Annotated in this window: 20 protein-coding genes; 19 read left to right on the top strand and 1 reads right to left on the bottom strand. The window is 40.8% G+C overall.

Features of this window, described 5'->3' with window-relative positions; genetic code table 11:
- Positions 1 to 86 precede the first annotated feature (86 nt).
- From ACTG7Q_RS05385 to truA, 4 genes are read left to right on the top strand one after another with little or no spacing between them, the layout of a single operon-like run.
- The gene (locus tag ACTG7Q_RS05385) at positions 87 to 986 is read left to right on the top strand and encodes a transcriptional regulator GcvA (RefSeq protein WP_439241664.1); all 900 of its coding nucleotides are present in this window, start codon (positions 87 to 89) and stop codon (positions 984 to 986) included.
- Positions 986 to 1,393 (top strand): DUF423 domain-containing protein, encoded by a 408-nt coding sequence (locus ACTG7Q_RS05380; RefSeq protein WP_439241662.1) that lies wholly within the window; start codon positions 986 to 988, stop codon positions 1,391 to 1,393. The genes ACTG7Q_RS05385 and ACTG7Q_RS05380 overlap by 1 nt, the downstream gene beginning before the upstream one ends.
- 9 nt (positions 1,394 to 1,402) lie before the next feature.
- Positions 1,403 to 2,500 carry a 23S rRNA (cytidine(2498)-2'-O)-methyltransferase RlmM gene (rlmM, locus tag ACTG7Q_RS05375; RefSeq protein ID WP_439241660.1) on the top strand — a complete coding sequence of 366 codons (1,098 nt, stop codon included), beginning with the start codon at positions 1,403 to 1,405 and terminating at the stop codon, positions 2,498 to 2,500.
- 15 nt (positions 2,501 to 2,515) lie between these two features.
- Positions 2,516 to 3,301, top strand: coding sequence for a tRNA pseudouridine(38-40) synthase TruA (gene truA, locus ACTG7Q_RS05370; protein WP_439241658.1), 786 nt, complete (start codon positions 2,516 to 2,518; stop codon positions 3,299 to 3,301).
- A gap of 47 nt (positions 3,302 to 3,348) precedes the next feature.
- Here truA and ACTG7Q_RS05365 read toward each other — a convergent pair whose 3' ends face one another.
- Positions 3,349 to 3,882, bottom strand: a complete 534-nt coding sequence (locus ACTG7Q_RS05365) for a hypothetical protein (protein WP_439241656.1) — start codon at positions 3,880 to 3,882, stop codon at positions 3,349 to 3,351.
- Positions 3,883 to 4,181: 299 nt separating this feature from the next.
- Here ACTG7Q_RS05365 and accD point away from each other — a divergent pair, with 299 nt between their 5' ends.
- From accD to ACTG7Q_RS05290, 15 genes are all read left to right on the top strand, one after another.
- A complete protein-coding gene (accD, locus tag ACTG7Q_RS05360; RefSeq protein WP_439241654.1) occupies positions 4,182 to 5,099 on the top strand; it encodes an acetyl-CoA carboxylase, carboxyltransferase subunit beta in 918 nt (305 codons plus the stop codon).
- Positions 5,100 to 5,112: 13 nt separating this feature from the next.
- Positions 5,113 to 6,444, top strand: a complete 1,332-nt coding sequence (gene folC, locus ACTG7Q_RS05355) for a bifunctional tetrahydrofolate synthase/dihydrofolate synthase (protein ID WP_439241652.1) — start codon at positions 5,113 to 5,115, stop codon at positions 6,442 to 6,444.
- 330 nt (positions 6,445 to 6,774) lie between these two features.
- Positions 6,775 to 7,893: a homoserine O-acetyltransferase MetX gene (metX, locus tag ACTG7Q_RS05350; protein ID WP_439241650.1), complete on the top strand. Its 1,119-nt coding sequence runs from the start codon at positions 6,775 to 6,777 to the stop codon at positions 7,891 to 7,893.
- A gap of 40 nt (positions 7,894 to 7,933) precedes the next feature.
- Positions 7,934 to 11,656: an exodeoxyribonuclease V subunit beta gene (recB, locus tag ACTG7Q_RS05345; protein WP_439241648.1), complete on the top strand. Its 3,723-nt coding sequence runs from the start codon at positions 7,934 to 7,936 to the stop codon at positions 11,654 to 11,656.
- Entirely contained in the window at positions 11,649 to 13,664 is a 2,016-nt protein-coding gene (gene recD, locus ACTG7Q_RS05340) for an exodeoxyribonuclease V subunit alpha (RefSeq protein ID WP_439241646.1), read from the top strand. The genes recB and recD overlap by 8 nt, the downstream gene beginning before the upstream one ends.
- A 106-nt stretch (positions 13,665 to 13,770) precedes the next feature.
- Complete coding sequence (bioD, locus tag ACTG7Q_RS05335; protein WP_439241644.1) at positions 13,771 to 14,496, top strand: dethiobiotin synthase; 726 nt, start codon at positions 13,771 to 13,773, stop codon at positions 14,494 to 14,496.
- A gap of 177 nt (positions 14,497 to 14,673) precedes the next feature.
- Positions 14,674 to 16,101 (top strand): peptide MFS transporter, encoded by a 1,428-nt coding sequence (locus ACTG7Q_RS05330; protein WP_439241642.1) that lies wholly within the window; start codon positions 14,674 to 14,676, stop codon positions 16,099 to 16,101.
- Positions 16,102 to 16,271: 170 nt separating this feature from the next.
- Positions 16,272 to 17,261, top strand: coding sequence for a phenylalanine--tRNA ligase subunit alpha (pheS, locus tag ACTG7Q_RS05325; RefSeq protein WP_439241640.1), 990 nt, complete (start codon positions 16,272 to 16,274; stop codon positions 17,259 to 17,261).
- A 14-nt stretch (positions 17,262 to 17,275) separates the two neighbouring features.
- Positions 17,276 to 17,749, top strand: coding sequence for a hypothetical protein (locus tag ACTG7Q_RS05320; RefSeq protein ID WP_439241638.1), 474 nt, complete (start codon positions 17,276 to 17,278; stop codon positions 17,747 to 17,749).
- Positions 17,750 to 17,762: 13 nt separating this feature from the next.
- Complete coding sequence (gene pheT, locus ACTG7Q_RS05315; RefSeq protein ID WP_439241636.1) at positions 17,763 to 20,153, top strand: phenylalanine--tRNA ligase subunit beta; 2,391 nt, start codon at positions 17,763 to 17,765, stop codon at positions 20,151 to 20,153.
- A gap of 2 nt (positions 20,154 to 20,155) precedes the next feature.
- Positions 20,156 to 20,452, top strand: a complete 297-nt coding sequence (locus ACTG7Q_RS05310; RefSeq protein WP_439241634.1) for an integration host factor subunit alpha — start codon at positions 20,156 to 20,158, stop codon at positions 20,450 to 20,452.
- Positions 20,453 to 20,532: 80 nt separating this feature from the next.
- On the top strand, positions 20,533 to 21,045 hold the full coding sequence (locus ACTG7Q_RS05305; RefSeq protein ID WP_439241632.1) for a C40 family peptidase: 513 nt from the start codon (positions 20,533 to 20,535) through the stop codon (positions 21,043 to 21,045).
- 75 nt (positions 21,046 to 21,120) lie between these two features.
- Positions 21,121 to 23,742, top strand: coding sequence for an aminopeptidase N (pepN, locus tag ACTG7Q_RS05300; RefSeq protein ID WP_439241936.1), 2,622 nt, complete (start codon positions 21,121 to 21,123; stop codon positions 23,740 to 23,742).
- A gap of 62 nt (positions 23,743 to 23,804) precedes the next feature.
- Entirely contained in the window at positions 23,805 to 24,824 is a 1,020-nt protein-coding gene (gene pyrD, locus ACTG7Q_RS05295) for a quinone-dependent dihydroorotate dehydrogenase (RefSeq protein WP_439241630.1), read from the top strand.
- A gap of 56 nt (positions 24,825 to 24,880) precedes the next feature.
- Positions 24,881 to 25,726: a PHP domain-containing protein gene (locus ACTG7Q_RS05290; RefSeq protein ID WP_439241628.1), complete on the top strand. Its 846-nt coding sequence runs from the start codon at positions 24,881 to 24,883 to the stop codon at positions 25,724 to 25,726.
- Positions 25,727 to 25,946: the final 220 nt, after the last annotated feature.

Raw genomic sequence — 25,946 nt, 5'->3', positions numbered from 1 at the left:
TGTCACTGGCTCGACCAGACAACCAAGAAAAATTTATCTGTCGAATAAAAAAAACTAATCCTACAACATAACATTAGGAAAATATTATGGGGAAACGTTTACCGCCCTTAAATTCGTTGAAAGCCTTTGAAAGTTCTGCCAAGCATTTGAGTTTTACCAAAGCGGCAGAAGAACTTTTTGTTACGCAAGCAGCGGTGAGCCACCAAATTAAATTATTGGAAGATTTTTTGGGGCTGGAGCTTTTTGTGCGTAAAAATCGGTTATTAGAATTAACGGAAAAGGGAAAATGGTATTATGGTGAAATTTCACCAATCTTACAAAAACTGGCCAGTGTAACAGAAAAAATTTGCTCACAAAATAAATCGACCTTGACAATTAGTGTGCCACAAACCTTTGCTATTCAATGGCTTGTACCTAGATTAATCCATTTTAATCAACGCTATCCAGATATTGACGTACGGATTCGTGCGGCTGAACAAGATGAGGGCATTTTAAATAAAGACATTGATGTGGCCATTTATTATGGTTACGGAAATTGGGAAAATTTACAGGTGGCATTATTGGCGAAAGCCGATTTGGTGATGTTGGCCTCGCCTAAATTGTTGCAAGACAAGCCGATTCATTCTGCCGTCGATTTACAGCAACATAAACTGATTCACATTCATCACCATGAAAACTGGCAAATGATGGCCCATGCTTTGGGCGTGGAATTGCCGAATGTGCAAGATGGCGTGGTGTTTAGCCATACCTTAATGGCGTTGCAAACGGCTTTATATGGTCAGGGCTTGATTTTAGCCAATCAGATGTTGGCACAACAGGAAATTAATCAGGGTAATTTGCAAATTGTGTTGCCAATGAAATTACCTGATCCTAAATCTTTTTATGTGGTGAATAATCAGGTTAGAAATAATGAAAAAACCATCCAAGCCTTTCGAGATTGGATCATACAAGAAATTAATCAACCCGATATTAATAAGGAAAAATAATGGGAAATCGTTTTTTATCTTTAGCCGCTTTCAGCGGATTACTTTGTGTTGCTCTCGGGGCTTTTGTTTCGCATGCCTTACAAGCCAATTTTTCTGAACAACAAATAAGTTGGTTTGATACAGCGTGGAAATACCATGTTTTTCATACGCTTGTTTTGTTGGCGTTAGGCTTTTTTATTTCTGCGACAACGTCACAAAATACGCCTAAATGCCGCCAAACTGCGGTGAATATCATGGGATTTTCATGGGTAGCCGGCATACTGTTATTTAGCGGTTCCCTTTATACCATGGCTATTTGTAACACAAGAGTGATCGTTATGCTTGTTCCTGTTGGCGGTGTCGCCTTTTTGCTCGGTTGGATCACTTTATTCGTGGTATCCGTTCGTTCCAATTTAGCCAAAAAATAGGGGAATATTTTGAATAAACTCGCCCTATATTGCCGCATTGGCTTTGAAAAAGAAGTCGCCGCTGAAATTACCGATAAAGCTACTGCCCTTGGCGTGTTCGGTTTTGCTCGAGTACAGGAAAACAGCGGTTATGTGATTTTTGAATGTTATCAAACTGGTGAGGCGGATCGCCTTGCTCGAGAAATGCCGTTTAATCAACTGATTTTCGCTCGACAAATGCTGGTGGTATCGGATTTATTGATCGATCTTGATCTCGCCGATCGCATTAGCCCGATTGTGGAAAAATTCGTTGAATTTTCACCGCAGTTTAATCTAAAACAAAGTACCGAAATTTGGGTCGAAACCGCCGATACCAATGAGGCCAAAGAACTATCAGGCTTTTGTAAAAAATTCACCGTACCACTCCGCCAAGCCTTGAAAAAACAGGGCGGATTAGGCTTTAAAGAAATTAAAAAAAGCGGCGTAACTTTGCATTGTTTGTTTGTCGCCAATAATGCTTGTTATGTGGGCTATTCCTATAACAACAATCATTCCGCCCATTTTATGGGGATTCCACGGCTAAAATTCCCTGCGGACGCCCCAAGTCGTTCTACCCTAAAATTAGAGGATGCGATTTTAACGTTTATCCCTAAAGAAGATGAACCGAAACGCCTAAATGACAACATGATTGGCGTGGATCTCGGGGCTTGCCCCGGTGGTTGGACATACCAATTAGTGCGTCGTGGCTTGTTTGTGTATGCCGTAGATCACGGCAAAATGGCAGCCAGTTTGCATGACACAGGGCGAATTGAACATTGCCCCGAAGATGGCTTTAAATTTCAACCACCGAAACGTAAAAAAATTGATTGGTTGGTGTGTGATATGGTGGAAAAACCGAGTCGCATTGCCGATTTAATCGCTAAATGGTTGCTGAACGGTTGGTGTCGGGAAACCATTTTTAACTTGAAATTACCCATGAAAAAACGTTATCAAGAAGTGCAACAATGTCTGCAACAGTTGGCAGATAAACTGGATAGCCACGGTATCAAATTTCGCCTGAAAGCCAAACATTTATATCACGACCGAGAAGAAATCACAGTGCATATTCAAGTGAAAAGTGCGGTGTAAAAAGGAGACGTTTTGATGAAAATCGCCTTAGGTATTGAATACAACGGCAAAAATTATTTCGGTTGGCAACGACAACAAGGCGTGGCGAGCGTGCAAGCCGAATTAGAAAAAGCCTTGTCTTTTGTCGCCAACGTTCCTATTGATATATTTTGTGCAGGTCGCACTGACAGCGGCGTGCATGGCACAGGGCAAGTGGTGCATTTTGAAACTGATGTGATTCGCCCTGAAAAAGCCTGGGCGTTTGGTACCAATGCCAATTTGCCTGATGATATTGCGGTGAAATGGGCGAAAATCGTGCCTGATGATTTTCATGCTCGTTTTTCGGCAACAGCACGGCGTTATCGTTACATTTTATACAGTAATAAATTACGCCCCGCCATTTTGCCTTATGGCGTAACCCATACCCATTTAGACTTAGATACGGAAAAAATGCAACGAGCAGGGCAGGCATTACTCGGCGAAAATGATTTTACCAGTTTCCGTGCTGCTCAATGCCAATCTAAAACGCCGTGGCGAAATGTGCATCATTTGAAAGTCGACCGTTTAGGTGATTATATTGTGGTGGATATTCAAGCTAACGCCTTTGTGCATCATATGGTGCGTAACATTGTCGGCAGTCTGATAGAAGTCGGTTGTGGACGAGAACCGATTGAATGGATCACAGAAATCTTAGCCAAAAAAGACCGCAGTTTGGCAGCTCCAACGGCAAAACCTGATGGCTTGTATTTGGTGAATGTGCAATATCCCGAGCGGTTTGATTTGCCGAAAACGCCGTTAGGGCCGTTGTTTTTGGGGGATTAAAGAAAAAAGGGGGAAATAATTTCCCCCTGAAGTTTTGAATGACAATTTTATTCCATTCCCATTGCTTTTCTAACGCCTTTTAAAGCAGGCGTATCTTTAATACGTCCTTGTTGAGCGAGCTCCGCTTCTAACATTGAGATTTGAAGATCCCATGTCATTCTCGTACATCCAAATTTATTCATATATTCTTTATCGAGCTGTTTTGCGTTTGCAAGTATATTCATATAGGCACTCATTTCTTCTTGTGCTTCACTTGTACTTTTTCCCGTGATAATTATCGGATTTTTCGTTAAGGAGGCATATTTAGGCTCTAAACAGATGTCTTTTTTTGTACTGTTTTTTAAATCATCTACAACGCTCCCCATCATTCTTTTATAAACATCAATTAAAAAATAGCCCATAGGATATTGGTTATCAATAGATTGAAAAATTTCCTCTTTAGTGATGGTATTATTTTTGATACCCAGTTCAAGATCTGATACTGTCATTGTTCTATAATCATAAAAGGTTTTTTCGGCATACGCATTTAAGCTAAAAGCGGTAAGTAAACTTACTGCGAGTAGGGTGTTGAGTTTTTTCATTATGTTATCCTTAAAATAGTGATTGTTGTTCGATTTGAACGGAATATATTCTATCATTGTTTTTTTTTTGCACAATTTGTTACAATCAAAAAACACTAGTTAAAATTAGATTTTTATGATTTTATCCATAAGGAAAAATTTTAGTTATAGGAAAAAATCGTACAATAAAAATTTTGTTCTGCTGACGGCAAGTGATATACAGATCAGATTTGCCGATTTATTACAGAAAAACCTACAAAAAAAGCAAATTTTGTGGTTAAATAGCAAAAATTTCCGTTTAACAAAACTAAGGTTAAATAATGAGCTGGATTGATAAAATTTTTAGTAAATCACCATCATCTTCATCAAGCAAAAAAGCGAATGTACCGGAGGGCGTATGGACAAAATGTACCTCGTGCGAACAGGTGCTGTATCGTGACGAGTTAAAACGTCATTTAGAGGTGTGTCCAAAATGTGGTCATCACATGCGAATTGATGCCCGTGAACGGTTGGCTGCCTTATTGGATAAAGATAGCATTGTGGAAATTGCAGCAGAACTTGAACCGCAAGATATTCTAAAATTCAAAGACTTGAAAAAATATAAAGACCGTATTACTGCCGCACAAAAAGAAACCGGCGAAAAAGATGCCTTAATTACGGTTTCAGGCACCCTTTACGGTATGCCTATTGTGGCTGCAGCCTCCAATTTTAGCTTTATGGGCGGTTCAATGGGATCGGTTGTGGGAGCAAAATTCGTGAAAGCAGCGGAACAAGCGCTTGAGAAAAATTGTCCGTTTGTCTGTTTCTCTGCCAGTGGCGGTGCGAGAATGCAAGAAGCCTTGTTATCCCTGATGCAAATGGCAAAAACCAGTGCAGTATTGGCCAAAATGAAAGAAAAAGGTGTGCCGTTTATTTCGGTATTGACTGACCCAACTTTAGGTGGTGTATCAGCCAGTTTCGCCATGTTAGGTGATTTAAATATTGCCGAACCAAAAGCCTTAATTGGCTTTGCAGGTCCTCGAGTTATTGAGCAAACCGTGCGTGAAAAATTGCCAGAGGGATTCCAACGTGCGGAATTTTTATTAGAGCATGGTGCCATTGATATGATCGTCAAACGTTCAGAAATGCGTGAAAAATTGGCGAATATTTTAAGTCAATTAATGGGCTTGCCGTCACCATTTATTGAGCCTGAATTACTTGAACATAACGAAGAAACAGTTGAAACAGATATCAAATAGGATCATTTGATTTATGTCAGATAGTTTAAAAGCCACGTCGCCAACGCTACAATCTAGCCTTGACGAGTGGCTTTATTATTTAGAAAACAGCCATTTTAAAGCCATTGAACTTGGCTTGGAACGCATAAAATCCGTGGCGGAAAAATTGAATTTATTATGCCCAGCACCTTATGTGATCACGGTCGGTGGCACCAATGGCAAAGGTACAACTTGCCGTTTGTTGGAAACCATTTTGCTGAATGCGGGTTATAAGGTTGGCGTGTATTCTTCGCCACATTTAATTCGTTATAATGAACGGGTACGCATAAATAATCAAGATGTGGCGGATCAAAAGCATATTCAATCCTTTGATTTTATTAATCAAAATAAAACCCAATCGCTGACCTATTTTGAATTTAGCACCCTGTCGGCCTTGCATTTATTTAAGCAAGCTAATCTTGATGTAGTCATTTTAGAAGTAGGTTTAGGTGGTCGATTAGATGCCACCAATATTGTGGACGCCGATATGGCGGTGATTACCAGTATCGATATTGATCACGTGGATTTTTTAGGCGATACCAGAGAAAAGATTGCCTTTGAAAAGGCGGGCATTTTTCGAGCTAATCACCCCGTGATTATTGGTGAACCTCATATTCCTGATACGATGACCGATCATGCAAAATCATTACATTGTTCGCTTTCTTGTCGTAATCAAGATTGGCAATTTGAGCAAACAGGGCAGAGTTGGATGTGGTTCACTTCTACATTGCGCTTAGAAAATTTACCACTATGCCAAATTCCATTGCCTAATGCAGCGACAGCTTTAGCGGCCGTGCAAGCCTTGCCGTTTGCGATTTCTGAAAATATTATTCGTCAATCTTTAGCGGAAGTGGAATTAGTTGGGCGTTTTCAAACCATTAAACCTGAAAATTTAACCGCCGTGGCACAATTTTGTCAGAAAAAGATTGCTGATTTACCGCAGATTATCATTGATGTCGGACACAATCCCCATGCCGCTCGTTATTTAGCCGAAAAATTAGCTCAACTTAAACAAAAAATCAGCGGAAAAATCACCGCAGTTTGCGGGATCTTACAGGATAAAGATGCGGAAAATGTGCTTTCTCCGTTGTTATCTGTTATTGATAATTGGCATTGTGTGACGCTATCAGGTTACCGTGGGCAAACGGGCGAACAGTTAGCTGAAAAATTGCAATCCGTGGCAGAGAAGAAAGGAATTTCAGTGAGCGTTCAAACTGAAAATTCAGTTGCCCTCGGGGTAAAAACGGCGGTGCAAAGTGCGGTGAAAAATGATGTGGTTTTGGTGTTTGGATCCTTTCATACTGTTGGGGAATTTTTGCAGATCTAATACCTGTTTTTAAATTATTGTTACAGGATAATCATGGCAGAAGATTTTGAAGAAGATAATGACGAATTTTAAGATTGAAAGCTATGGGGAATCTTTTTTATGTGCTGTTTGATAACGCAATTTTATAATAAAAACAGAAATTAACAATAACGAGACATATTTTTACGTATTTCTTAAACGTTATGGCGTGGTTAACGGATTATATTTTAGTAGATTTGGTATTGATATATTTTAGCCATCTAAACGTCTAAAACTTCTTGACAATCCCTTCCATAATCGGTAGTTTATCTGCATCATACAATTACTTATCCCCTAAAAATAGGATCATCAATGGCAGTACAAAAAATTACCCTATTTGAGCAAACTCCGCTAGATCTTGTGCTGGGGGGGAAACTTGATCATATTGAAGTTGCTTACCAAACTTACGGTAAATTAAATGCCGATAAGAGTAATGCGATTTTATTATGTCATGCCTTAACCGGAGATGCGGAACCCTATTCTACGGAACCCCATGCCACAGGGTGGTGGCAGAGTTTTATGGGGAAAGGGTTGGCCTTTGATACAGAGAAATATTTCTTTATTTGTTCCAACGTATTAGGCGGTTGTAAAGGTACAACGGGACCTGCGTCAATTAATCCTAAAACGGGTAAACCTTACGGGAGTCAATTTCCCAATGTGATTGTACAAGACATTGTGCGAGTACAAAAAGCCTTACTTGATTATCTCGGGATTACGCATTTACATGCGGTGGTTGGTGGATCTTTTGGCGGTATGCAAGCTACGCAATGGGCGGTGTATTACCCTGATTTTGTAGACAATGTGGTTAATCTTTGTTCGTCTTTAACCTTTAGTGCGGAGGCAATAGGGTTTAACCATGTGATGCGACAAGCCATTTTGAACGATCCCCATTTTAATCGTGGCGATTATTATGAGGGCGAACCTCCCGCAAAAGGATTGGCCATTGCTCGGATGTTGGGCATGTTGACGTATCGTACCGATGTACAGTTAGCCAAAGCCTTTGGACGTGCGACCAAAGCCGAGGGGCAGTATTGGGGCGATTGGTTTCAGGTGGAAAGCTATTTGACTTATCAAGGGAAAAAATTCCTTGAGCGCTTTGACGCCAATAGTTATTTGCATTTATTGCGAGCGTTAGATTTGTATGATCCTGCGCTAGGGTTTGATAATATAAAAACAGCCTTAGCACGGATTAAGGCTCGTTATACCTTAGTGGCAGTGACCAATGATCAGCTGTTTAAAATTAATGACTTGCGCAAGAGTAAAACCTTGTTGGAGCAAGCACAGGTAAATTTGCAATATTTTGAATTTGCCTCGGATTACGGGCATGATGCGTTTTTAGTGGATTATGATATTTTCGACAGTAAAATTAGGGCTGGTTTGGAAAATGCCAATGCCCCCCCAACTAGTATAATGATTGATTTTATGATATAACTAGGCTAACAGTAGTTAGCCTTTTATTTTGGGAAAAAACATGCTAAATACCACCGCACTTACCCTTAAATCCACCCCTTTAACCCAAACCACGCTGATTGAGGCCTCTGCCGGAACCGGCAAGACCTATACCATGGCGAGCTTGTATATTCGTTTGCTATTGCAAGTGGGTGAACATAATTTTTCTCGTCCATTGTCAGTGGAAGAAATCTTAGTTGTGACTTTTACTGAAGCCTCGACGCAAGAATTAAAAGAACGTATTCGTCAGCGAATTCACTTATCCAGAAAACAGCTAATGGCCTATCAAATCACGCAGGATAAAGCCGTATTTAAGGATAACCAAGCGTTAGCGGAAGTGGTTGACTATATTGAGGATATGGATCTTGCCATCCAACGCTTGCGTTTAGCCGAACAAAATATGGATTTAGCCTCGATTTATACGATTCATGGTTTTTGTCGCCGTATGTTAATGCAATATGCTTTTCATTCTGGTATTCATTTTGAATTGGACTTGGTGAAAGATGAAACCCTGTTATTGAAACGTTTTGCCACAGAATGTTGGCGTGAGCATTTTTATTCGCTTTCTTATGAATGTACCGATTTTATTCATCGTAAATTAGCTTCCCCAACCCAAGTATTAGAGCAGATTAAATCCTATGTGAATGGCGAATCTTTAAAAGTGAAGATAAATGCACCGCAGTTATTGGCGTATTCCTTGGCTGACTTCTTACAACAATATGTACAGCAAGGCTTGCAACAAATTCAACGCTTAAAACAGCAATGGCAACAAAGTGCGGTGGAAATTCGTCAATTAATTGAGAATGAGTTAGCCAAAAAATATGGTAAAGGTGAGAAAAAACGGTTAAAACGTACCAATTTTAAGTCGAATTTGGTGCCAAATTGGTTAAAGCAAATGGAATGTTGGGCAAAGGCGGCCTATCAGTTTGATTTTCCAGATTGCGTGAAATATTTCTCGCAAGCCAATTTAAATACGCTTTACGTAGAGGAGGGGGCGGAACCCTTATCTCACCCGCTGTTTGCTCAAATTGATGATATCAATCAAATTGACTTTGCATTGTATCAACGTATTGTGTTGTATCACTATATGCAAGCGTTAAACCAAAAAATGATTGCCTATAAATTGGATCATGCCGATAAAAGTTTTAACGATTTATTGCGTCTGTTGCGTGATGCGTTGTTGTCTGAACAAGGAGAGGAATTAGCCCAACGTATTCGTCAACAATATCCTTTTGCCATGATTGATGAATTTCAGGATACCGATAACCAACAATATCAAATTTTTTCTAAAATTTATCAACACCAAGCAGATTGTGGTTTTATTATGATTGGTGATCCGAAACAGGCTATTTATAAATTCCGTGGTGCGGATATTTTTACCTATTTACAAGCCAGTCAACAAGCCCAACAATGTTTTACTCTGGACAAAAATTACCGTTCCAATGGTGCGTTAATTACAGCCATTAATCACTTGTTTGATTTCCCTTATCCCTTTATACATCAAGAGATTGGCTTTCAGCCTGTTGGAGAGGGGAAAATGCAAGCCGATTTTTGGTTTCAGGGCAAAAAACAGGCGCCTTTCGCTTTTTATTGGGAAGAACGGCGAGATGGCAACAATAACGTGTTGGAAAGCGAAATAAAGCAATTATTTGCAGACACCTGTGCCAATACCATTGCCCAATGGTTAAAAAGTGCGGAGAAAAGAACCGCAGTTTTTGCCAAAGGCGTACTCTCTCTCCTTGAGGCAAAACCTGTGCAAGATAATGATATTGCGGTATTGGTGGAAAATTGGCGTGAGGCGGAATTAATTCAACAAAGTTTACGTAAACGGGGCATTGCGTCAGTGTATTTGTCGGATCGCAGTAATATCTTTGATAGTGATGAGGCAGTAGAGTTGAGCCGAATTTTACAAGCCTGTCTAACGCCACAAAATACCCGAGCGATTTTAAATGCCTTATCGACCAGTTTATTTGCGTTGACTGCGGATGAAATTAATCAGGTTAAACAACAAGATAGTTTGCTTGAAAAATGGGTTGAACGGTTTGAATATTGTCAACAGCGTTGGCGTCATCAAGGCGTGTTGGCAATGTTGTATGCGCTGTTGTTGCAGACGGATAGCCAACAATCAAGTATTTTGGCTCGTATGAAAGCAATGTCAAATGGGGAACGGCGAGTCACCAATTTATTACATTTAAGCGAACTTTTACAACAAGCCAGTGCGACACAAGAAAGTGAAACCAGTTTATTGCGTTGGTTCGATTTACAAATTCAAAATAAACAAGAACGAGATGATGAACAACCGCTACGTTTGGAAAGTGAAAATCAGCTTGTGAAAATCGTCACTATTCATAAATCCAAAGGCTTGGAATATGGCTTGGTGTGGTTGCCGTTTATTGCTTTTTCAACCCTTAAATCTGCGACGATCAGTACCTATCATGACGAACAGGATAAACAGGAATATTGGGATATTCAGTCGCAATATACAGAATTAACGGTGCAAGAAAGCATGGCTGAAAAGATGCGTTTGCTTTATGTGGCATTGACCCGAGCGAAATATCAGGTCAATATCACCTTGCCAACGAGTCTGCAGGCAGACTGGACTGCGATTTGGTATGCCTTAACGCAAGGGCAGATTGGGTTAGAACCCTCTCCGAACAACAAGGATGATAGCCAGACGTTATTAATGAATTTGCAACAAAAATGGGGCGAAGACAACTTAACTTTTCAGCCTATTTTAAATGAGGGGGATGGAGAGGCTGAACCTGAAAAGCAAGCTACGCAACAAGCGACTGTCAAACCGCTTAATGCCGCCGTGTTTGAGCAAGAGATCGAACGGGATTGGACGTTATCGAGCTTTACGGCGTTAGTACAAAATCATCAACGGCATCAACAAAAAACAGGGGGAAAGTCACCGATATTCGCACAAAGTGCGGTGGAAAATCATCAGGTTTTTGATGGCGTGAAAGATAATGATCAGTGGGTAAATACCGCTGTGTTAGGCTCAGTGGGCAATCACAGCTTGGATTGGCATGGTTATCCGTCACAGAGAGCGCCGGTTGATTTTCCTTATGGCGCAAAAGTCGGTACCTTGTTACATGAATTATTAGAAAAAATACCTTTTAACTTGCCGTTATCCGATGAAGTAGTGGAAAAATATCGCCAACGTTTAGGTTTAGATGATAGTTGGCAAGCGCCTTTTACGCAATGGATCACGCAAATATTGCATACCCCGCTATTGGCAGATGGTTTGCAACTTGCTCAATTACCGTCTAAAGATTGCTTAAAAGAATGGCAATTCTATTTTAATTTGCACCGCACTTTTGATGTTAAGGCTTTTAATCATGCGTTAGAAAAACATCACCCATATTGGCAAAGTCCATGGCAATTTGATGAAATTCAAGGCATGTTACGTGGCTTTATTGACTTGGTTTTTCGTCATCAAGGCAAATACTATATTGTGGATTATAAATCCAATTTATTGGGTAAATCACCGCAAGATTATCAACCTGATCAGTTAGTTAAGACCATGCAACAAGAACATTATGATCTGCAATATGTGCTTTATGTGTTGGCCTTAAATCGTTATTTGCGTTTACGTGATCCGGATTATGATTATGAAACCCATTTCGGCGGAGTGATCTATACTTTCTTACGAGGAATGAACGGCGAAACCACCTCTGGTGTCTTTTTTGATCGACCAAAGGCAGACTTAATTTCAACATTGGAGGCCTTATTCCATGCTTAATTTATTATTTACCCTTTGCCAACAGCAACATATTAGCCAAGCGGATTATTATTTTGCTAAATTGATTGCTGATAAACAGCAAGGTTTGGGCTATTCAGACACCCAACAGCAATTAGCCATTTTATTGGCGGCACTTTGCCAACATAGCTTATCGCAAGGGAATACTTGTTTATTTTTAGATCAGGATTTAGCCCACCATTATTTTGGTTTGCGTTCGGTTAAAGATGAACATCATGTAGATTATATCGCTCAAATCAAGCAAAAAATTGACCATTTGCCGTTATCACAATGGGCCGAAGTCTTGCAAGATCATGTGGCTTTTACGTTAAACCCGAAAGAAAAGATTGCCCCTTTGGTGCTACAACATAATGCGTTGTATTTTTATCGCACTTGGCAAGATGAATATCGTTTAGCCGACTATATAAAAAGTGCGGTGAAAAATACCGCAGATCTTGATACTGCAAAAATTAAACAGAGTTTACAACGTTATTTCGGCGACGTTGGATCTCAAACAAACTGGCAAAAAATCGCCGTGGCGGTGGCGTTACGACAATCTTTTTGTGTCATTTCTGGCGGGCCAGGGACAGGCAAAACCTATACGGTGGCACGTTTATTGGCGGTGCTGCAACAATTACATCAAGGCCAATTAAAAATTGGTTTAGCTGCGCCCACGGGTAAGGCTGCTGCACGATTAAGTGAGAGTATTTCGGCAGAATTTAATCCGAAAGTGCCTACTGAAGAAACGCTGAAACTGCAATGCTTGCTCAAGCAAGATGGCTTATTTGAAAAAATGCCAATCTCAGCACAAACCTTACATAGCTTACTGGGCGTACGACCTTTTACGGAGCAGACAAAATATCATGCGCAACAGCCCTTGCCTTATGATGTGTTAATTATTGATGAAGCCTCAATGATTGATTTATCTTTGATGAATAAAGTGAGATCTGCTCTTGCGCCGCATTGTAAATTGATTTTATTAGGCGACAAGGATCAGCTTTCTTCCGTTGAGGCAGGCGCAATTTTAGGCGAGCTAGGGGAATTTTTAGGGCTGTATTTTGATCTGCAACGACAAAAAAATATCGCTTGTTACGATCAAGATTTTACCGATTATTTAACCGAGGTGACAGGGGAAAAATTAGTCGTCAGTGAAACGCCATTATCACCGATTTCCAGTTGTCTATGTTATTTGCCAGACAGCCGTCGTTTTGATGAGCATTCGGGCATTGGCCATTTAGCCACCGTCGTGAATAATATTGCGCCAACTTGTGGTGAAAAAAGTTGGGCGTTATTCCAACAAAAGGCAATGGCTGACCAGCTACATGTGGTGGAATTTTTATCCTCAATAGAAACGGAAGAAAAAGCCTTTATGCAAGATTGTGTGCGGCCAGTAGTGCAAAGTGCGGTGCAAAATTATCGAGATTATTTAGCATATTTACAGCAATATTCGTCACCATTAAAGGATTCAGATTATCAAGTTTTATTTGAGAAATTTAATGCCGTGCGTTTTTTAACGGCTTTACGAGGCGGTGAATTGGGCGTGGAAAAACTGAATCAGCGGATTGCCTATGCCTTACAACAAGCTGGGCTAGTGAGTTTTAAAAATGAACGAGATTGGTATTTGGGTAAACCGATAATGATTACGCAAAATGATCGTAATGTGAATTTAGCTAATGGCGATATTGGCATTTATGTGGGGAATAATCAGGTCTGTTTTGATAGTTTGGATAAGCAAGGAAAATACCGCTTGATTTCTCGCCATCGGATTCCTGTGCAATATGAGCCAGCTTATGTGATGACGGTACATAAATCACAGGGATCTGAATTTAACCATACCTTGTTGGTGTTACCGCCTAATAATACGCCAGTATTAAGCAAAGAATTGATTTACACAGCCATTACTCGAGCAAAAAAAGAATTTACGGTATTTTGTCGTAAAGCGGTGTGGCAAGCGGCAGTACAGCGGAAAAGCAAGCGTCAATCGGGGCTAAAATTTGTTTTGGATCAATAAATTGTAATAAAATCGGTAAAAACCGCCAAAAACTTGCGTTAGCGCAATAACGCTTTAGCTAAGTTGCCTTACAATCGTTTCCGTTTTATCGGAAAAGGATGTAGTTATGAGTAGTTTTTTTGTAACAGGTACAGACACCAATGTGGGAAAAACCGTGGCAACACGGGCAATTATTCAGGCGTTACAAGCGCAAAATATTGAAATAGTGGGCTATAAACCGATTGCTTGTACGCAAGATGATGAGGCCGTCGGGGATTCGGTCGTACAAGAGAGTGATTATGGGTTGGAAGATAATGCCGATGTGTTAACCTTGATGAATACCACTTTGCAAGCGGTGAGCTATCGAGATATTAATAGTTATACCTTTGGGCATACCATGCCGTTGTTTACGGATCAGGGGGAGCAAATCCAACTGGAAAAAATTAACCAAGATTTAGATCGCTTAAATCAACGCTATCAAACCGTGGTGGTCGAAGGTTGTTTTGGTTGGTTGTCACCGATTAATAAGCATTTTAGCTTTGCCGATTGGGTAGTGACACATCAAATGCCTGTGGTATTGGTGGTAGGGATTAAAGAAGGGTGCATTAACCATACCTTGTTAACGGTGCAATCGCTGATGAACCTCGGTGTACCGTTAATTGGTTGGATTGCCAATCGGATTAACCCATGTTTGGGGCATTATGTGGAAATGATTGATACCCTGTGTAGTAAAATTGATGCGCCTTTGTTGGGGGAAATTCCCTATATTTATAAACCCGAAACCCAAGATGTGGGAAAATATATGACCAATATTGAGCGTTTAACCTATTTAAAAACAGAATGGGTCAGATAGCTCCTTTAATTTTAATATACTCAACCGATAGCAATTTATGCTGTCGGTTTTTGTTTTTCGTTCTAAATGATAAAAATTTTCTGCTCATGCTCTAAATTATGATATTTCATGCTTTGTTAATAAATTGTTATGTTATACTTTGAGAAAAGAGAATAACTATACCGAGAGGAATGCATTATGCAACAAAAAACTTTCTTCGGGCATCCTTATGCGTTGTCTAGCCTGTTCCACGTTGAATTGTGGGAGCGTTTTTCATTCTATGGAATGAAAGCCATTTTGTTCCTGTACTTGTATTATGAATATACAAAGGGTGGATTAGGTATTGATAAGAATATCGCCGGTGGTATTGTCGGTGCCTATGGGGGAAGTGTTTATTTGTCCTGTTTAGTCGGCGGTTGGGTAGCTGACCGTGTATTAGGGGCAGAAAGAACCTTGTTTTATTCGGGTATTGTGGTGATGCTTGGGCATATTATGTTGGCCCTTGTGTCTGGATTAGAGGGGCTGATACTTGGGATGATCTTGATTGCATTAGGTAGCGGTGGCGTGAAAACCACAGCCAGTGCAACGTTGGGATCTTTATATGAAACCGATGATACACGCCATATGCGAGATGCGGGGTTCTCCATTTTCTATATCGCTATTAATATCGGGGCATTATTGGGGCCGTTATTAACAGGAATATTGCAACAATCTTACGGTTTCCATTATGGATTCGGTGCGGCGGCTATCGGAATGGCATTAGGCTTAATCATATATTCTCGTGGCCGTAAAAATCTACCACAACGTCCGGTACCCAACCCGTTAAATCGCAAAGAAAAAATTAAATCAGGGGTATCTTGGGCTGCACTACTTATCGTTATTATTGCGACCATTTTATCAGGTGTCCTCACTTTACAAAACTTCCCACAAGTCTTGTTAATCTGTGTGATCTGCTTAACAATCGGTTATTTTGTCCGTTTGCTCATCAGTCGTGATGTGGAAAATAAAGGCAATATTGTGGCGTTTATTCCGCTATTTATTGTGATTAGTATTTTCTGGTCCTTATGGGCGCAGTTTGATACGGCTATGATTTTGTATTTTGAGCAAACAATCGATCGCAATATTTTCGGTTTTTCCGTGCCTATTGCGTGGTTAGGTTCATTGCAAGGTCTATGGGTGATCATGTTAGCCGGTTTACTCGCGACACTTTGGACAAAATTGGGTGATAAACAGCCGAAAACGCCAATGAAATTTGTGATTTCCATGTTGTCACTTGGTATCACGTATTGTGCTTTTTCTTTTATGGTGTCAGCGCAAGGTACGAGTTTCTTGCTGTTCTTTTTCTTTATTTTATTGATTACCATCAGTGAGTTGTTGTTAAGTCCAGTATCCTTATCTTTGGCCACCAAAATTGCGCCAAAAAATTTCCAAGCCTCCATGGTCGCCTTAACCTTTTTATCTTATTCCCTTGGTTTTACTTTAAGCGGTGTAATCTTTAAAAATGGCTTTGATGAAAGCGATCCAACCCGTTTCTATGAAATGATTGGTGGCATAGGATTAGCCACAGCGGTTATCCTGTTATTATTGGTGCCAACCCTGAATCGGTTACTCAAAGGCAAGGATTAATTCTCGTTAATTTAGCCTAAAAGAGAGCAAATTTGCTCTCTTTTTTATTGAGCGTCATAAAATATCCACAAAAATGACGAATTCTATTAAAAATCACGTGATTTTTTAATAAGTTAATATTATCATTAAGCGTATTTTTGAAAAACACATTAAATTTAAGAAGGGTAGGTATGCAAAACCTTAAAGAGATTACGGAACAGGCTCGGGTAGCCTTGGATGAATTACAGGACAAAGGCTTAGAGGCGTTAGAAAATTTCCGTGTAGAATATTTTGGTAAAAAAGGACATTTTACCCAATTAATGCAAGGGTTGCGTGATGTGGCGGCCGAAGAACGTCCTGCGGTGGGGGCGAAGATTAATGAAGCCAAACAAGCTATTTTAGATCATTTAAATACGAAAAAAGAGCAGTTGGAACAAGCCGTATTAAATGCCAAATTAGAACAAGAACGTGTGGATGTGAGTTTACCCGGTCGCAAAGTTGAAACAGGAGGCTTACACCCAGTGGCGATTACCATTGAGCGAGTGGTGAAATTCTTCTCGGAATTAGGTTTCTCCGTGGAAAGTGGGCCAGAAGTGGAAAGCGATTATTATAACTTTGATGCCTTGAATATTCCAAAACATCACCCCGCACGAGCCGATCACGATACGTTCTGGTTTAACCCTGAATTATTGTTACGCACCCAAACTTCTGGCGTGCAAATTCGCACCATGGAGAAAATGCAACCGCCAATTCGGATTATGGCACCGGGTCGTGTTTATCGTAATGACTACGACCAAACCCATACGCCAATGTTCCATCAGATCGAATTATTGTATGTGGATAAAAAAGCCAATTTCACCGAATTAAAAGGCTTATTACATGATTTCTTACGGGCATTTTTTGAAGAAGATTTACAAGTGCGTTTCCGTCCCTCTTATTTCCCGTTTACCGAGCCATCTATTGAAGTGGATATTATGCGCCAAAATGGTAAATGGTTAGAAGTCTTAGGTTGCGGCATGGTACATCCTAATGTGTTACGCAATGTCGGTATTGACCCAAATGAATACAGCGGTTTTGCTGTGGGGATGGGGGTAGAGCGTTTAACCATGTTGCGCTACAACGTGACGGATTTACGTTCGTTTTTTGAAAATGATCTGCGTTTCTTGAAACAGTTTAAATAATGGGAGAGTAGAAAATGAAAAAATTAACCGCTATTGCTCTGGCTTTTATTTCTACAACCGTGTGGGCTGCAACGGAAAATAAGGGAACGGTTCCTACGCCAAAACTGTCACCTACAGCCAATATATTTGTTTTGGATGTCTCTGGCAAAACACCGAAGTTATTACCAGGTAATCAGTTATCCCGTTCCAAACCACGTCATTTATGTGTGGCGATTTCAAATGTGGATATTCAGGAACAAAATCGCTTTATTGAATATATCCTTGCGCCAGAACCGATGACGATGATTTCACAAGGATCTGAAATCAAAATTGATGAGGATAAAAAAGGCTTTTTGATCACAACATCGGTGAAAAAATCAGACGTTAAAAATAATGTGGTGTCAAGATGTTGGCGATTTGATAAGAATGACCCAGTGGGTAAATATAAATTAGACGCTCAGTTTAATAATATTGTATTTAAAAACTTATCCTTTGAAGTATTGAAATAAGAGAGAAGAATAGATGAAATTTAGTGAACAATGGGTCAGAGAATGGGTGAATCCTGCCATTACCACCGAACAATTATGCGACCAGATTACCATGCTCGGTTTAGAAGTGGATGGCGTGGAAAGTGTCGCGGGCGAATTTAGCGGTGTAGTTGTTGGGGAAGTGGTTGAATGCGCGCAACATCCTGACGCAGATAAATTACGTGTGACCAAAGTCAATGTGGGCGGCGAACGTCTATTAGATATTGTTTGCGGGGCGCCAAACTGTCGTCAAGGCTTAAAAGTCGCCTGTGCAACAGAGGGGGCGGTATTACCCGGTGATTTTAAAATTAAGAAAACCAAATTACGTGGTCAGCCCTCCGAAGGGATGTTGTGTTCTTTCAGTGAACTTGGCATTACAGAAGATCACAGTGGCATTATTGAATTGCCGGCAGATGCGCCAATAGGGACTGATTTACGTGATTATTTACAATTAAATGATCAAGCGATTGAAATCAGTTTAACCCCAAACCGTGCAGATTGTTTGAGTATTGCGGGGATTGCTCGTGAGTTAGGTGTAGTCAATAAACTGGCGGTAAATGCACCGCAGTTTGCTAAAGTGCCAGTGACGATCAGCGATAAAGTTGAAATTAAGGTATCCGCACCCGAGGCTTGCCCACGTTATTTATTGCGTGCCGTGAAGAATGTCAATATCAAAGCGGCTACGCCAATGTGGCTAAAAGAAAAGTTACGCCGTTGTGATATTCGTTCTATCGATCCAATTGTGGACATCACAAACTATATTCTGCTTGAACTCGGTCAACCAATGCACGCTTTTGATGCGGCAAAAGTGACGCAACCATTTGATGTGCGTATGGCCAAAGAGGGGGAGCAATTAGTCTTATTAGATGGTTCAACAGCAACCTTACAACCCAATACTTTAGTGATTGCCGATCAAACTGGTCCTTTAGCCATGGCGGGGATTTTTGGCGGTCAAGCCAGTGGCGTGGATGCGGAAAATACAAAAGAGGTGATTTTAGAGGCGGCTTTCTTTCATCCTTTAGCGATTACTGGACGTGCTAGACAATATGGCTTACACACCGACAGTTCACACCGTTTTGAGCGTGGCGTTGATTTTGAATTAGCTCGTCAAGCCATGGAACGAGCCACGGCCTTATTGATTGAGATTTGTGGCGGTCAAGCGGGTGAAATTTGTGAAGTGGCAAGTGAGGCGCATTTACCGAAAGTCAAACAAGTTCAATTACGTCGTGAGAAATTAGACAGCTTATTGGGGCATTATATTGATAATGATACGGTTACTGATATTTTCCAACGTTTAGGTTTTGCGGTGAGTTTTGCCAATGATGTTTGGACTGTTACCTCAACCAGCTGGCGTTTTGATATTGAAATTGAAGAAGATTTAGTGGAAGAAGTGGCACGTATTTACGGCTATAATGAAATTCCGAATAATTCACCGTTAGCCCATTTAAAAATGCGTGAACATCATGAGGCAGAGGTGGATGTATCTCGCTTAAAAACGGCGTTAGTGGGAAATGATTTTTATGAGGCGATTACATACAGCTTTGTGGATCCGAAAATTCAGCAATTATTACATCCCGATCAACCGGCGTTGATGTTACCGAATCCGATTTCGGTGGAAATGTCGGCTATGCGTGTTTCCTTATTAACAGGTTTGCTCGGGGCGGTATTGTATAATCAAAACCGTCAACAAAACCGCATTCGTTTATTTGAATTGGGTTTACGTTTTATTCCAGATGAAAAAGCCGAATTTGGTGTACGTCAAGAACGTGTATTCAGTGCCGTGATGACGGGGGCGCGTTTAAATGAACATTGGGCGAGTAAAGCAGAAACTGCGGATTTCTTTGATCTAAAAGGGTATTTAGAAAATCTTTTATCCTTGACGGCTTATGCAAATGAGGTTAAATTTATCGCTAAAGCTTTCCCAGCATTTCACCCTGGCCAATCGGCAGCGATTGTATTGCATGGTGAAGAAATCGGCTTTATCGGGCAAATCCACCCAAGTATTGCACAAAAAATTGGCTTAAATGGTAAAGCCTTTGCTTGTGAAATTTTGGTGGATAAAATTGCACAACGTAAAGTGGCCGTGGCGAAAGAGATTTCAAAATTCCCAGCCAACCGTCGTGATTTAGCCTTAGTAGTGGAAAATCATGTGGCTGCCAGTGATGTGCTTGAGGTGTGTCGCACGGTAGCGGGTGAAAAAATGACTGGCGTGAATTTATTTGATGTTTACCAAGGTCAAGGGGTGCCAGAGGGGTATAAGAGTCTGGCGATTAGCTTAACCATTCAAGACACTGAAAAAACCTTGGAAGAAGATGATATTAATGCGGTGATTTCTGTTGTATTAACCGAATTAAAACAACGTTTTAATGCTTACTTGAGAGATTAATTATGACATTGACAAAAATTGAAATTGCAGAAAACCTCATTGACAAATGTGGATTAACCAAACCCGAAGCAAAAGAATTTGTAGAAGGTTTTTTTGAGCAGATTCGTGTTTTCTTAGAAAGCGGCGAAGATGTAAAATTATCGGGTTTTGGTAATTTTGAATTACGTGATAAATCCACTCGCCCAGGACGTAATCCTAAAACCGGCGAAAGCGTACCGGTTTCAGCACGTCGTGTCGTGGTGTTTAGACCGGGTCAAAAATTACGTGCTCGAGTAGAAAAAGCAAAACCAAAAGGTTAAACTTTATGCGAAAAGCCGTTCATTTTGCTGATGAATGGCTTTAACACAACGTTAACGCAAAATAATAAAAAGGAAGATCGATGAACTATTCTCAGCGATTAGGTTTTCTATTCTTATTAATCCCCTTATTTTTAACAGGGTGTTCTTCGTCTCCGCCATTTTCTTCTGCGGATAAAGAAGATTATGACGGGATTAATTATAAAGGTCAGTTAAATGACCCGATCATGGTGATCACCTTATTAAGCGAACAACAGCGAGAATGGGCGGGAGTACCTTATTTATTAGGGGGAAATACCCGTTCAGGTATTGACTGTTCAGGATTTACTCGCACCACGTTTAAAGACCGTTTTAATATTCAACTACCAAGAACTACCAAAGAACAATCTCGTTATGGCAAAAAAGTACCCCGTTCACAAATTCAAACGGGCGATTTAGTGTTCTTTAAAACAGGGCGAGGGCCTTTCGGCTATCACGTGGGCATTTACGTGAAAGAAGATAAATTTTTACATGCGTCAACCAAAGGTGGGGTGATTTATTCCTCATTAAATAGCCCTTATTGGACCAAGGTATTTTGGCAAGCTCGCCGAATTTAAGGGATAACGTTATTCGTGATGTTTCCTAAATTTTGACGTCATTGTCATTTATTATTACATTTGCTTTATTTGGACATTCTTATGCAAGCTAAATACAGAAAAAATTATCGTACTCCCGATTTTACTATTCAACACATTTCTCTTGATTTTCAATTAGATCCCGTTCACACCGTGGTCACAGCGGTTAGCCAAGTGGTGCGTTTAAATCCAGAATCCACCAGCTTACGTTTAGACGGACATAGCTTTCAATTTGCCAGTATTAAATTAAATGGCACCGATTTTACCGCCTATCAACAAGATAAAGAAAGTCTAACCTTAGATTTAAGCGAACTAAGTGCTGAAAGTGCGGATCAATTTACGCTAGAAATTGTGACGTATTTGGTACCATCAGAAAATACCTCATTACAAGGCTTGTATCAATCGGGCGATGGCATTTGTACACAATGTGAGGCAGAGGGGTTCCGTCAAATAACCTATATGCTTGATCGTCCCGATGTCTTAGCTCGTTATGATGTCACCATCACCGCAGATAAAAGCAAATATCCGTATTTATTATCCAATGGTAACCGCATTGCACAAGGGGATTTAGATGATGGTCGTCATTGGGTGCAATGGCAAGATCCCTTCCCGAAACCTTGTTATTTATTTGCCTTAGTAGCGGGGGATTTTGATTTATTACAAGATCATTTTATCACCAAAAGTGGCCGTGATGTGTTGCTTGAATTATATGTGGACCGTGGCAATTTAAATCGTGCCGAGTGGGCCATGCAAAGCCTGAAAAAATCCATGAAATGGGATGAAGATCGCTTTGGGTTAGAATATGATTTAGATATTTACATGATTGTGGCGGTGGATTTCTTTAATATGGGCGCCATGGAAAATAAAGGCTTGAATGTGTTTAACTCCAAATTTGTGTTAGCCAACCCACAAACCGCTACTGACACCGATTATTTAGATGTAGAACGGGTGATTGCCCATGAATATTTCCATAACTGGACAGGAAACCGTGTGACCTGCCGTGATTGGTTCCAGTTGAGCTTAAAAGAGGGCTTGACTGTTTTCCGTGATCAGGAATTTTCTTCCGATACGGGATCTCGTGCGGTAAATCGTATTCAAAATGTACAATACTTGCGTACCATGCAATTTGCCGAAGATGCAAGCCCAATGTCGCACCCTATCCGTCCAGAAAAAGTATTAGAAATGAATAACTTCTATACTGTGACTGTGTATGAAAAAGGGGCAGAAGTAATTCGCATGATGCACACCTTATTGGGCGAAAAACGTTTCCAAAAAGGCATGCAACTGTATATTGCGGAAAATGACGGTAAAGCAGCCACTTGTGAAGATTTTGTGTCTGCCATGGAACGGGCGTCAGGGGTGGATTTAACCCAATTCCGCCGTTGGTATAGCCAATCTGGCACGCCAGAATTAACCGTTACGGACAGCTATGATGAGAAAAAACACAGCTATAAATTGATTGTGTCCCAAATGACGCCGCCGACAGCGGATCAAATGAATAAAGTGAATTTACATATTCCGCTTAAAATTGCTTTGTATAATCAAAAAGGCATTCCATTTACCTTATTGAAAAATGGCGAATTGGTGGATGACGTCTTGAATGTCACGGAAAATGATCAGGTATTTGAATTCCATGATATTACGAGCCGCCCCGTGCCAGCGTTATTGTGTGATTTCTCCGCCCCCGTGAAATTAGATTATGATTACAGCCCTGAACAGTTAGTGATCTTATTAAAATCTGCGCAAAATGAATTTGTGCGTTGGGATGCGGTGCAAATGTTATTCAGCTTAGAATTACGCCGTTTATTAGAAGCCTATAAAAATGGCCTGCCACTTGAATTTTCTCCAGAAATGTTAACCGCACTTTCTCAAGTCTTAAGCAACTATCAAAGCAATATTGAGTTAACCACCTTGATCTTAACGTTGCCAAAAGAAACGGAATTTGCGGAGCAATTTAAAGTGATTGATCCCGAGGGCATTGCCATTGTATGTGATTTTATGCAACGCACTTTAGCAGAAAGCCTCAAAGCGCAATGGCTAGATATCTATAATCAAATTCGTTTAGAGGATTATCAAATTAATAGGCAAGACATTGCAAAACGTGCCTTACGCAATTTGTGCTTGCATTATTTAGCCTTTACCGAGGTGGGTAATGTCTTAGTGAACAAACATTATTTGCATGCCAACAACATGACTGATAGCCTTGCTGCATTACAGGCTGCCGGCAAAGCGCAATTAGCTTGCCGTGATAGCCTGATGGCGGATTTTGAACAAAAATGGCAACAAGATGGCTTAGTGATGGATAAATGGTTTAATTTACAAGCCACCCGTCCTGATGAAAATGTGTTGACCATTGTCCAACAACTTATGGATCACCCAAGTTTTAATTTTAGCAATCCAAACCGCTTGCGTGCTTTGGTGGGCAGTTTTATTAATCAAAATCCACGGGCATTCCATGCGGTAGATGGCTCGGGTTATCGTTTCTTAACGGAAATTTTGCTCCGTTTAAATCAAAGTAACCCCCAAGTAGCCGCCCGTTTAATTGAGCCATTAGTGCGTTTTAGACGTTACGACAGCCAACGTCAACAGTTGATGAAACGTGCGTTACAACGCCTATTTGAGGTGGAAAATTTGTCTCGAGATTTATTTGAGAAAATTGAAAAAGCGTTAAATAGTTAGTTGAACCCTCACCCTAGCCCTCTCCCAACGGGAGAGGGAATATTATAGCGAGCGTTATTTTTATGTATTCCCTAATCCGTAAAGCCTTATTTGCCCTACCGCCAGAAACCGCACATAATGCCACGATTGCTGCCTTGCATTTTGCCCGACATCCGTTACTTAATAAGCTAGTGAAAAGCCTGTTGGCTTGTCCTACGGGGCAAGCAAAAAACGTAATGGGGCTAACCTTTCCTAATCCTATTGGCCTTGCAGCTGGTGTAGATAAAGACGGTGAGGCCATTGATGGCTTTGCGGCATTAGGTTTCGGTTTTATTGAGGTCGGCACGGTGACACCATTGGCGCAAGACGGCAATGCCAAACCCCGTCAATTTCGCTTACCCGAAGTCGAGGGAATAATTAACCGTAATGGTTTTAATAACAAAGGGATAGATCATTTAATTGACAATGTGAAAAAGGCTCGTTTTAACGGCATATTAGGCATTAATATTGGCAAAAACAAAATCACGCCGATTGAAAAAGGCAAGGACGATTATCTGTTTTGTTTAAATAAAGCCTATAATTATGCCGATTATATTACGGTGAACATTTCCTCGCCTAATACGCCTGACTTACGTCAATTACAATATGGCGAGGCCTTAGAAGATTTATTACAAAGCATTAAAGCCAGACAACAGATATTGTCGGCTCAATATCATAAATACGTGCCGATTGTGGTAAAAATTGCCCCTGATCTAACCGAGGCAGAACTGGTACAACTGGCGGACACCTTACGCCGTCACAAAATGGACGGCGTCATTGCAACCAATACGACAATCGATCGAGAAAATGTCACAGGTTTAAAATATTCACAAGAAATCGGTGGATTAAGTGGCAAGCCATTACAACAAAAAAGCACCGCCATTATTCGTCGTTTACAGCAAGAATTGCAAGGTGAAATCCCGATTATAGGGAGTGGGGGAGTTGATAGCGTGCCGCATGCACAGGAAAAAATTGAGGCGGGCGCCAGTTTGTTACAGCTTTATTCTGGCTTGATTTATCATGGCCCCGCTTTAGTGAAAGCCTTGGTCAAAAATATCAAATAACAGAATGCGAAAGTGCGGTGAAAATAACCGCACTTTTTCCGTTTGAAGTGAAAAAGATGAACGAAAAAATTTACGATCTACATTGCCATAGTACCGCCTCAGATGGCGTGTTAAGCCCCACCGAACTGGTACAGCGAGCGGCCGAAAAAGGGGTAAATGTGTTGGCCTTATGTGATCATGATAGCATTGCAGGATTAGCCGAGGCCAGAACAGCATGCCAAAAGCAAGGTATCCACTTGATTAATGGCGTGGAAATTTCCACCTGTTGGTCAGGGCAAGGGAAAGATCGGGGCATTCATATTGTGGGCTTAGGCTTTGATGAAACTTCGCCAGAAATGACCGCACTTTTAGCCAAACAAGCCGCCTTACGTTTAGATCGAGCGATACAAATTGGCGAAAAATTAGCACAATTAGGCATTCCCGACGCCTATCAAGGGGCAAAATTCTTAGCCAGTGGGGAAGTGACCCGTGCGCATTATGCTCGTTTTTTGGTGCAAATAGGCAAAGTCTCCAACGACACGCAAGCCTTTAAACGCTATTTATCCGCCGGTAAACCCGCCTATGTGAAAGCCGATTGGGTGGATATCGCCACCGCTATTGACGTCATTCATCAAGCTGGCGGGTTGGCGGTATTAGCCCATCCCTTGCGTTATAACATGACCAATCGTTGGATAAAACGTTTAGTGGTGGATTTCAGCCAATGGCATGGTGACGGAATTGAAGTCGCCGGTTGTGGACAATCGCCCGATCAACGCCAATTAATCGCACGTTGGGCCAATGAACATCAATTATTGGCCTCGGTAGGGTCTGATTTCCATTTCCCCTGTGCTTGGATTGAGTTAGGAAAATCCCTCACCTTGCCTGAAAATGTGATACCAATTTGGCAAAGATTGCTACAATAGGCTTGAAATTGAAATGGAAAGGCTTATAATAAAGAAAGGTCGTGGATAGGTAGCGAACCCACCCACTTCCTAGCCGTTAGGCTATTTTGCTTACAACTTCAAGTAGTATATTCAGTATAGCGGACACTTTAATACTACTTGCAAGTGCTAGTAAAACTAGCAACAAGATCAGAGTAATAACTTCTGATGTTTTCACATAAATCACCCCCTTAGTGCTACA

This window comes from Lonepinella sp. BR2474 (assembly GCF_051851555.1).
Taxonomy (GTDB): Bacteria; Pseudomonadota; Gammaproteobacteria; order Enterobacterales; family Pasteurellaceae; genus Lonepinella.
Note: the sequence above shows the minus strand (reverse complement) of the source record. Positions and strands in the feature narration are given on the sequence as shown.

What these genes read in the sequence shown, in the direction of transcription:
- metX (WP_439241650.1), top strand. Translation starts at nt 6,775, where the DNA reads ATGGCAGTACAAAAAATTACCCTATTTGAGCAAACTCCGCTAGATCTT.
- ACTG7Q_RS05365 (WP_439241656.1), bottom strand. Translation starts at nt 3,882, where the DNA reads ATGAAAAAACTCAACACCCTACTCGCAGTAAGTTTACTTACCGCTTTT.
- ACTG7Q_RS05385 (WP_439241664.1), top strand. Translation starts at nt 87, where the DNA reads ATGGGGAAACGTTTACCGCCCTTAAATTCGTTGAAAGCCTTTGAAAGT.
- recB (WP_439241648.1), top strand. Translation starts at nt 7,934, where the DNA reads ATGCTAAATACCACCGCACTTACCCTTAAATCCACCCCTTTAACCCAA.
- pheS (WP_439241640.1), top strand. Translation starts at nt 16,272, where the DNA reads ATGCAAAACCTTAAAGAGATTACGGAACAGGCTCGGGTAGCCTTGGAT.
- ACTG7Q_RS05290 (WP_439241628.1), top strand. Translation starts at nt 24,881, where the DNA reads ATGAACGAAAAAATTTACGATCTACATTGCCATAGTACCGCCTCAGAT.
- ACTG7Q_RS05330 (WP_439241642.1), top strand. Translation starts at nt 14,674, where the DNA reads ATGCAACAAAAAACTTTCTTCGGGCATCCTTATGCGTTGTCTAGCCTG.
- pyrD (WP_439241630.1), top strand. Translation starts at nt 23,805, where the DNA reads ATGTATTCCCTAATCCGTAAAGCCTTATTTGCCCTACCGCCAGAAACC.
- ACTG7Q_RS05320 (WP_439241638.1), top strand. Translation starts at nt 17,276, where the DNA reads ATGAAAAAATTAACCGCTATTGCTCTGGCTTTTATTTCTACAACCGTG.
- folC (WP_439241652.1), top strand. Translation starts at nt 5,113, where the DNA reads ATGTCAGATAGTTTAAAAGCCACGTCGCCAACGCTACAATCTAGCCTT.
- ACTG7Q_RS05380 (WP_439241662.1), top strand. Translation starts at nt 986, where the DNA reads ATGGGAAATCGTTTTTTATCTTTAGCCGCTTTCAGCGGATTACTTTGT.
- bioD (WP_439241644.1), top strand. Translation starts at nt 13,771, where the DNA reads ATGAGTAGTTTTTTTGTAACAGGTACAGACACCAATGTGGGAAAAACC.
- accD (WP_439241654.1), top strand. Translation starts at nt 4,182, where the DNA reads ATGAGCTGGATTGATAAAATTTTTAGTAAATCACCATCATCTTCATCA.
- pheT (WP_439241636.1), top strand. Translation starts at nt 17,763, where the DNA reads ATGAAATTTAGTGAACAATGGGTCAGAGAATGGGTGAATCCTGCCATT.
- ACTG7Q_RS05310 (WP_439241634.1), top strand. Translation starts at nt 20,156, where the DNA reads ATGACATTGACAAAAATTGAAATTGCAGAAAACCTCATTGACAAATGT.
- recD (WP_439241646.1), top strand. Translation starts at nt 11,649, where the DNA reads ATGCTTAATTTATTATTTACCCTTTGCCAACAGCAACATATTAGCCAA.
- truA (WP_439241658.1), top strand. Translation starts at nt 2,516, where the DNA reads ATGAAAATCGCCTTAGGTATTGAATACAACGGCAAAAATTATTTCGGT.
- ACTG7Q_RS05305 (WP_439241632.1), top strand. Translation starts at nt 20,533, where the DNA reads ATGAACTATTCTCAGCGATTAGGTTTTCTATTCTTATTAATCCCCTTA.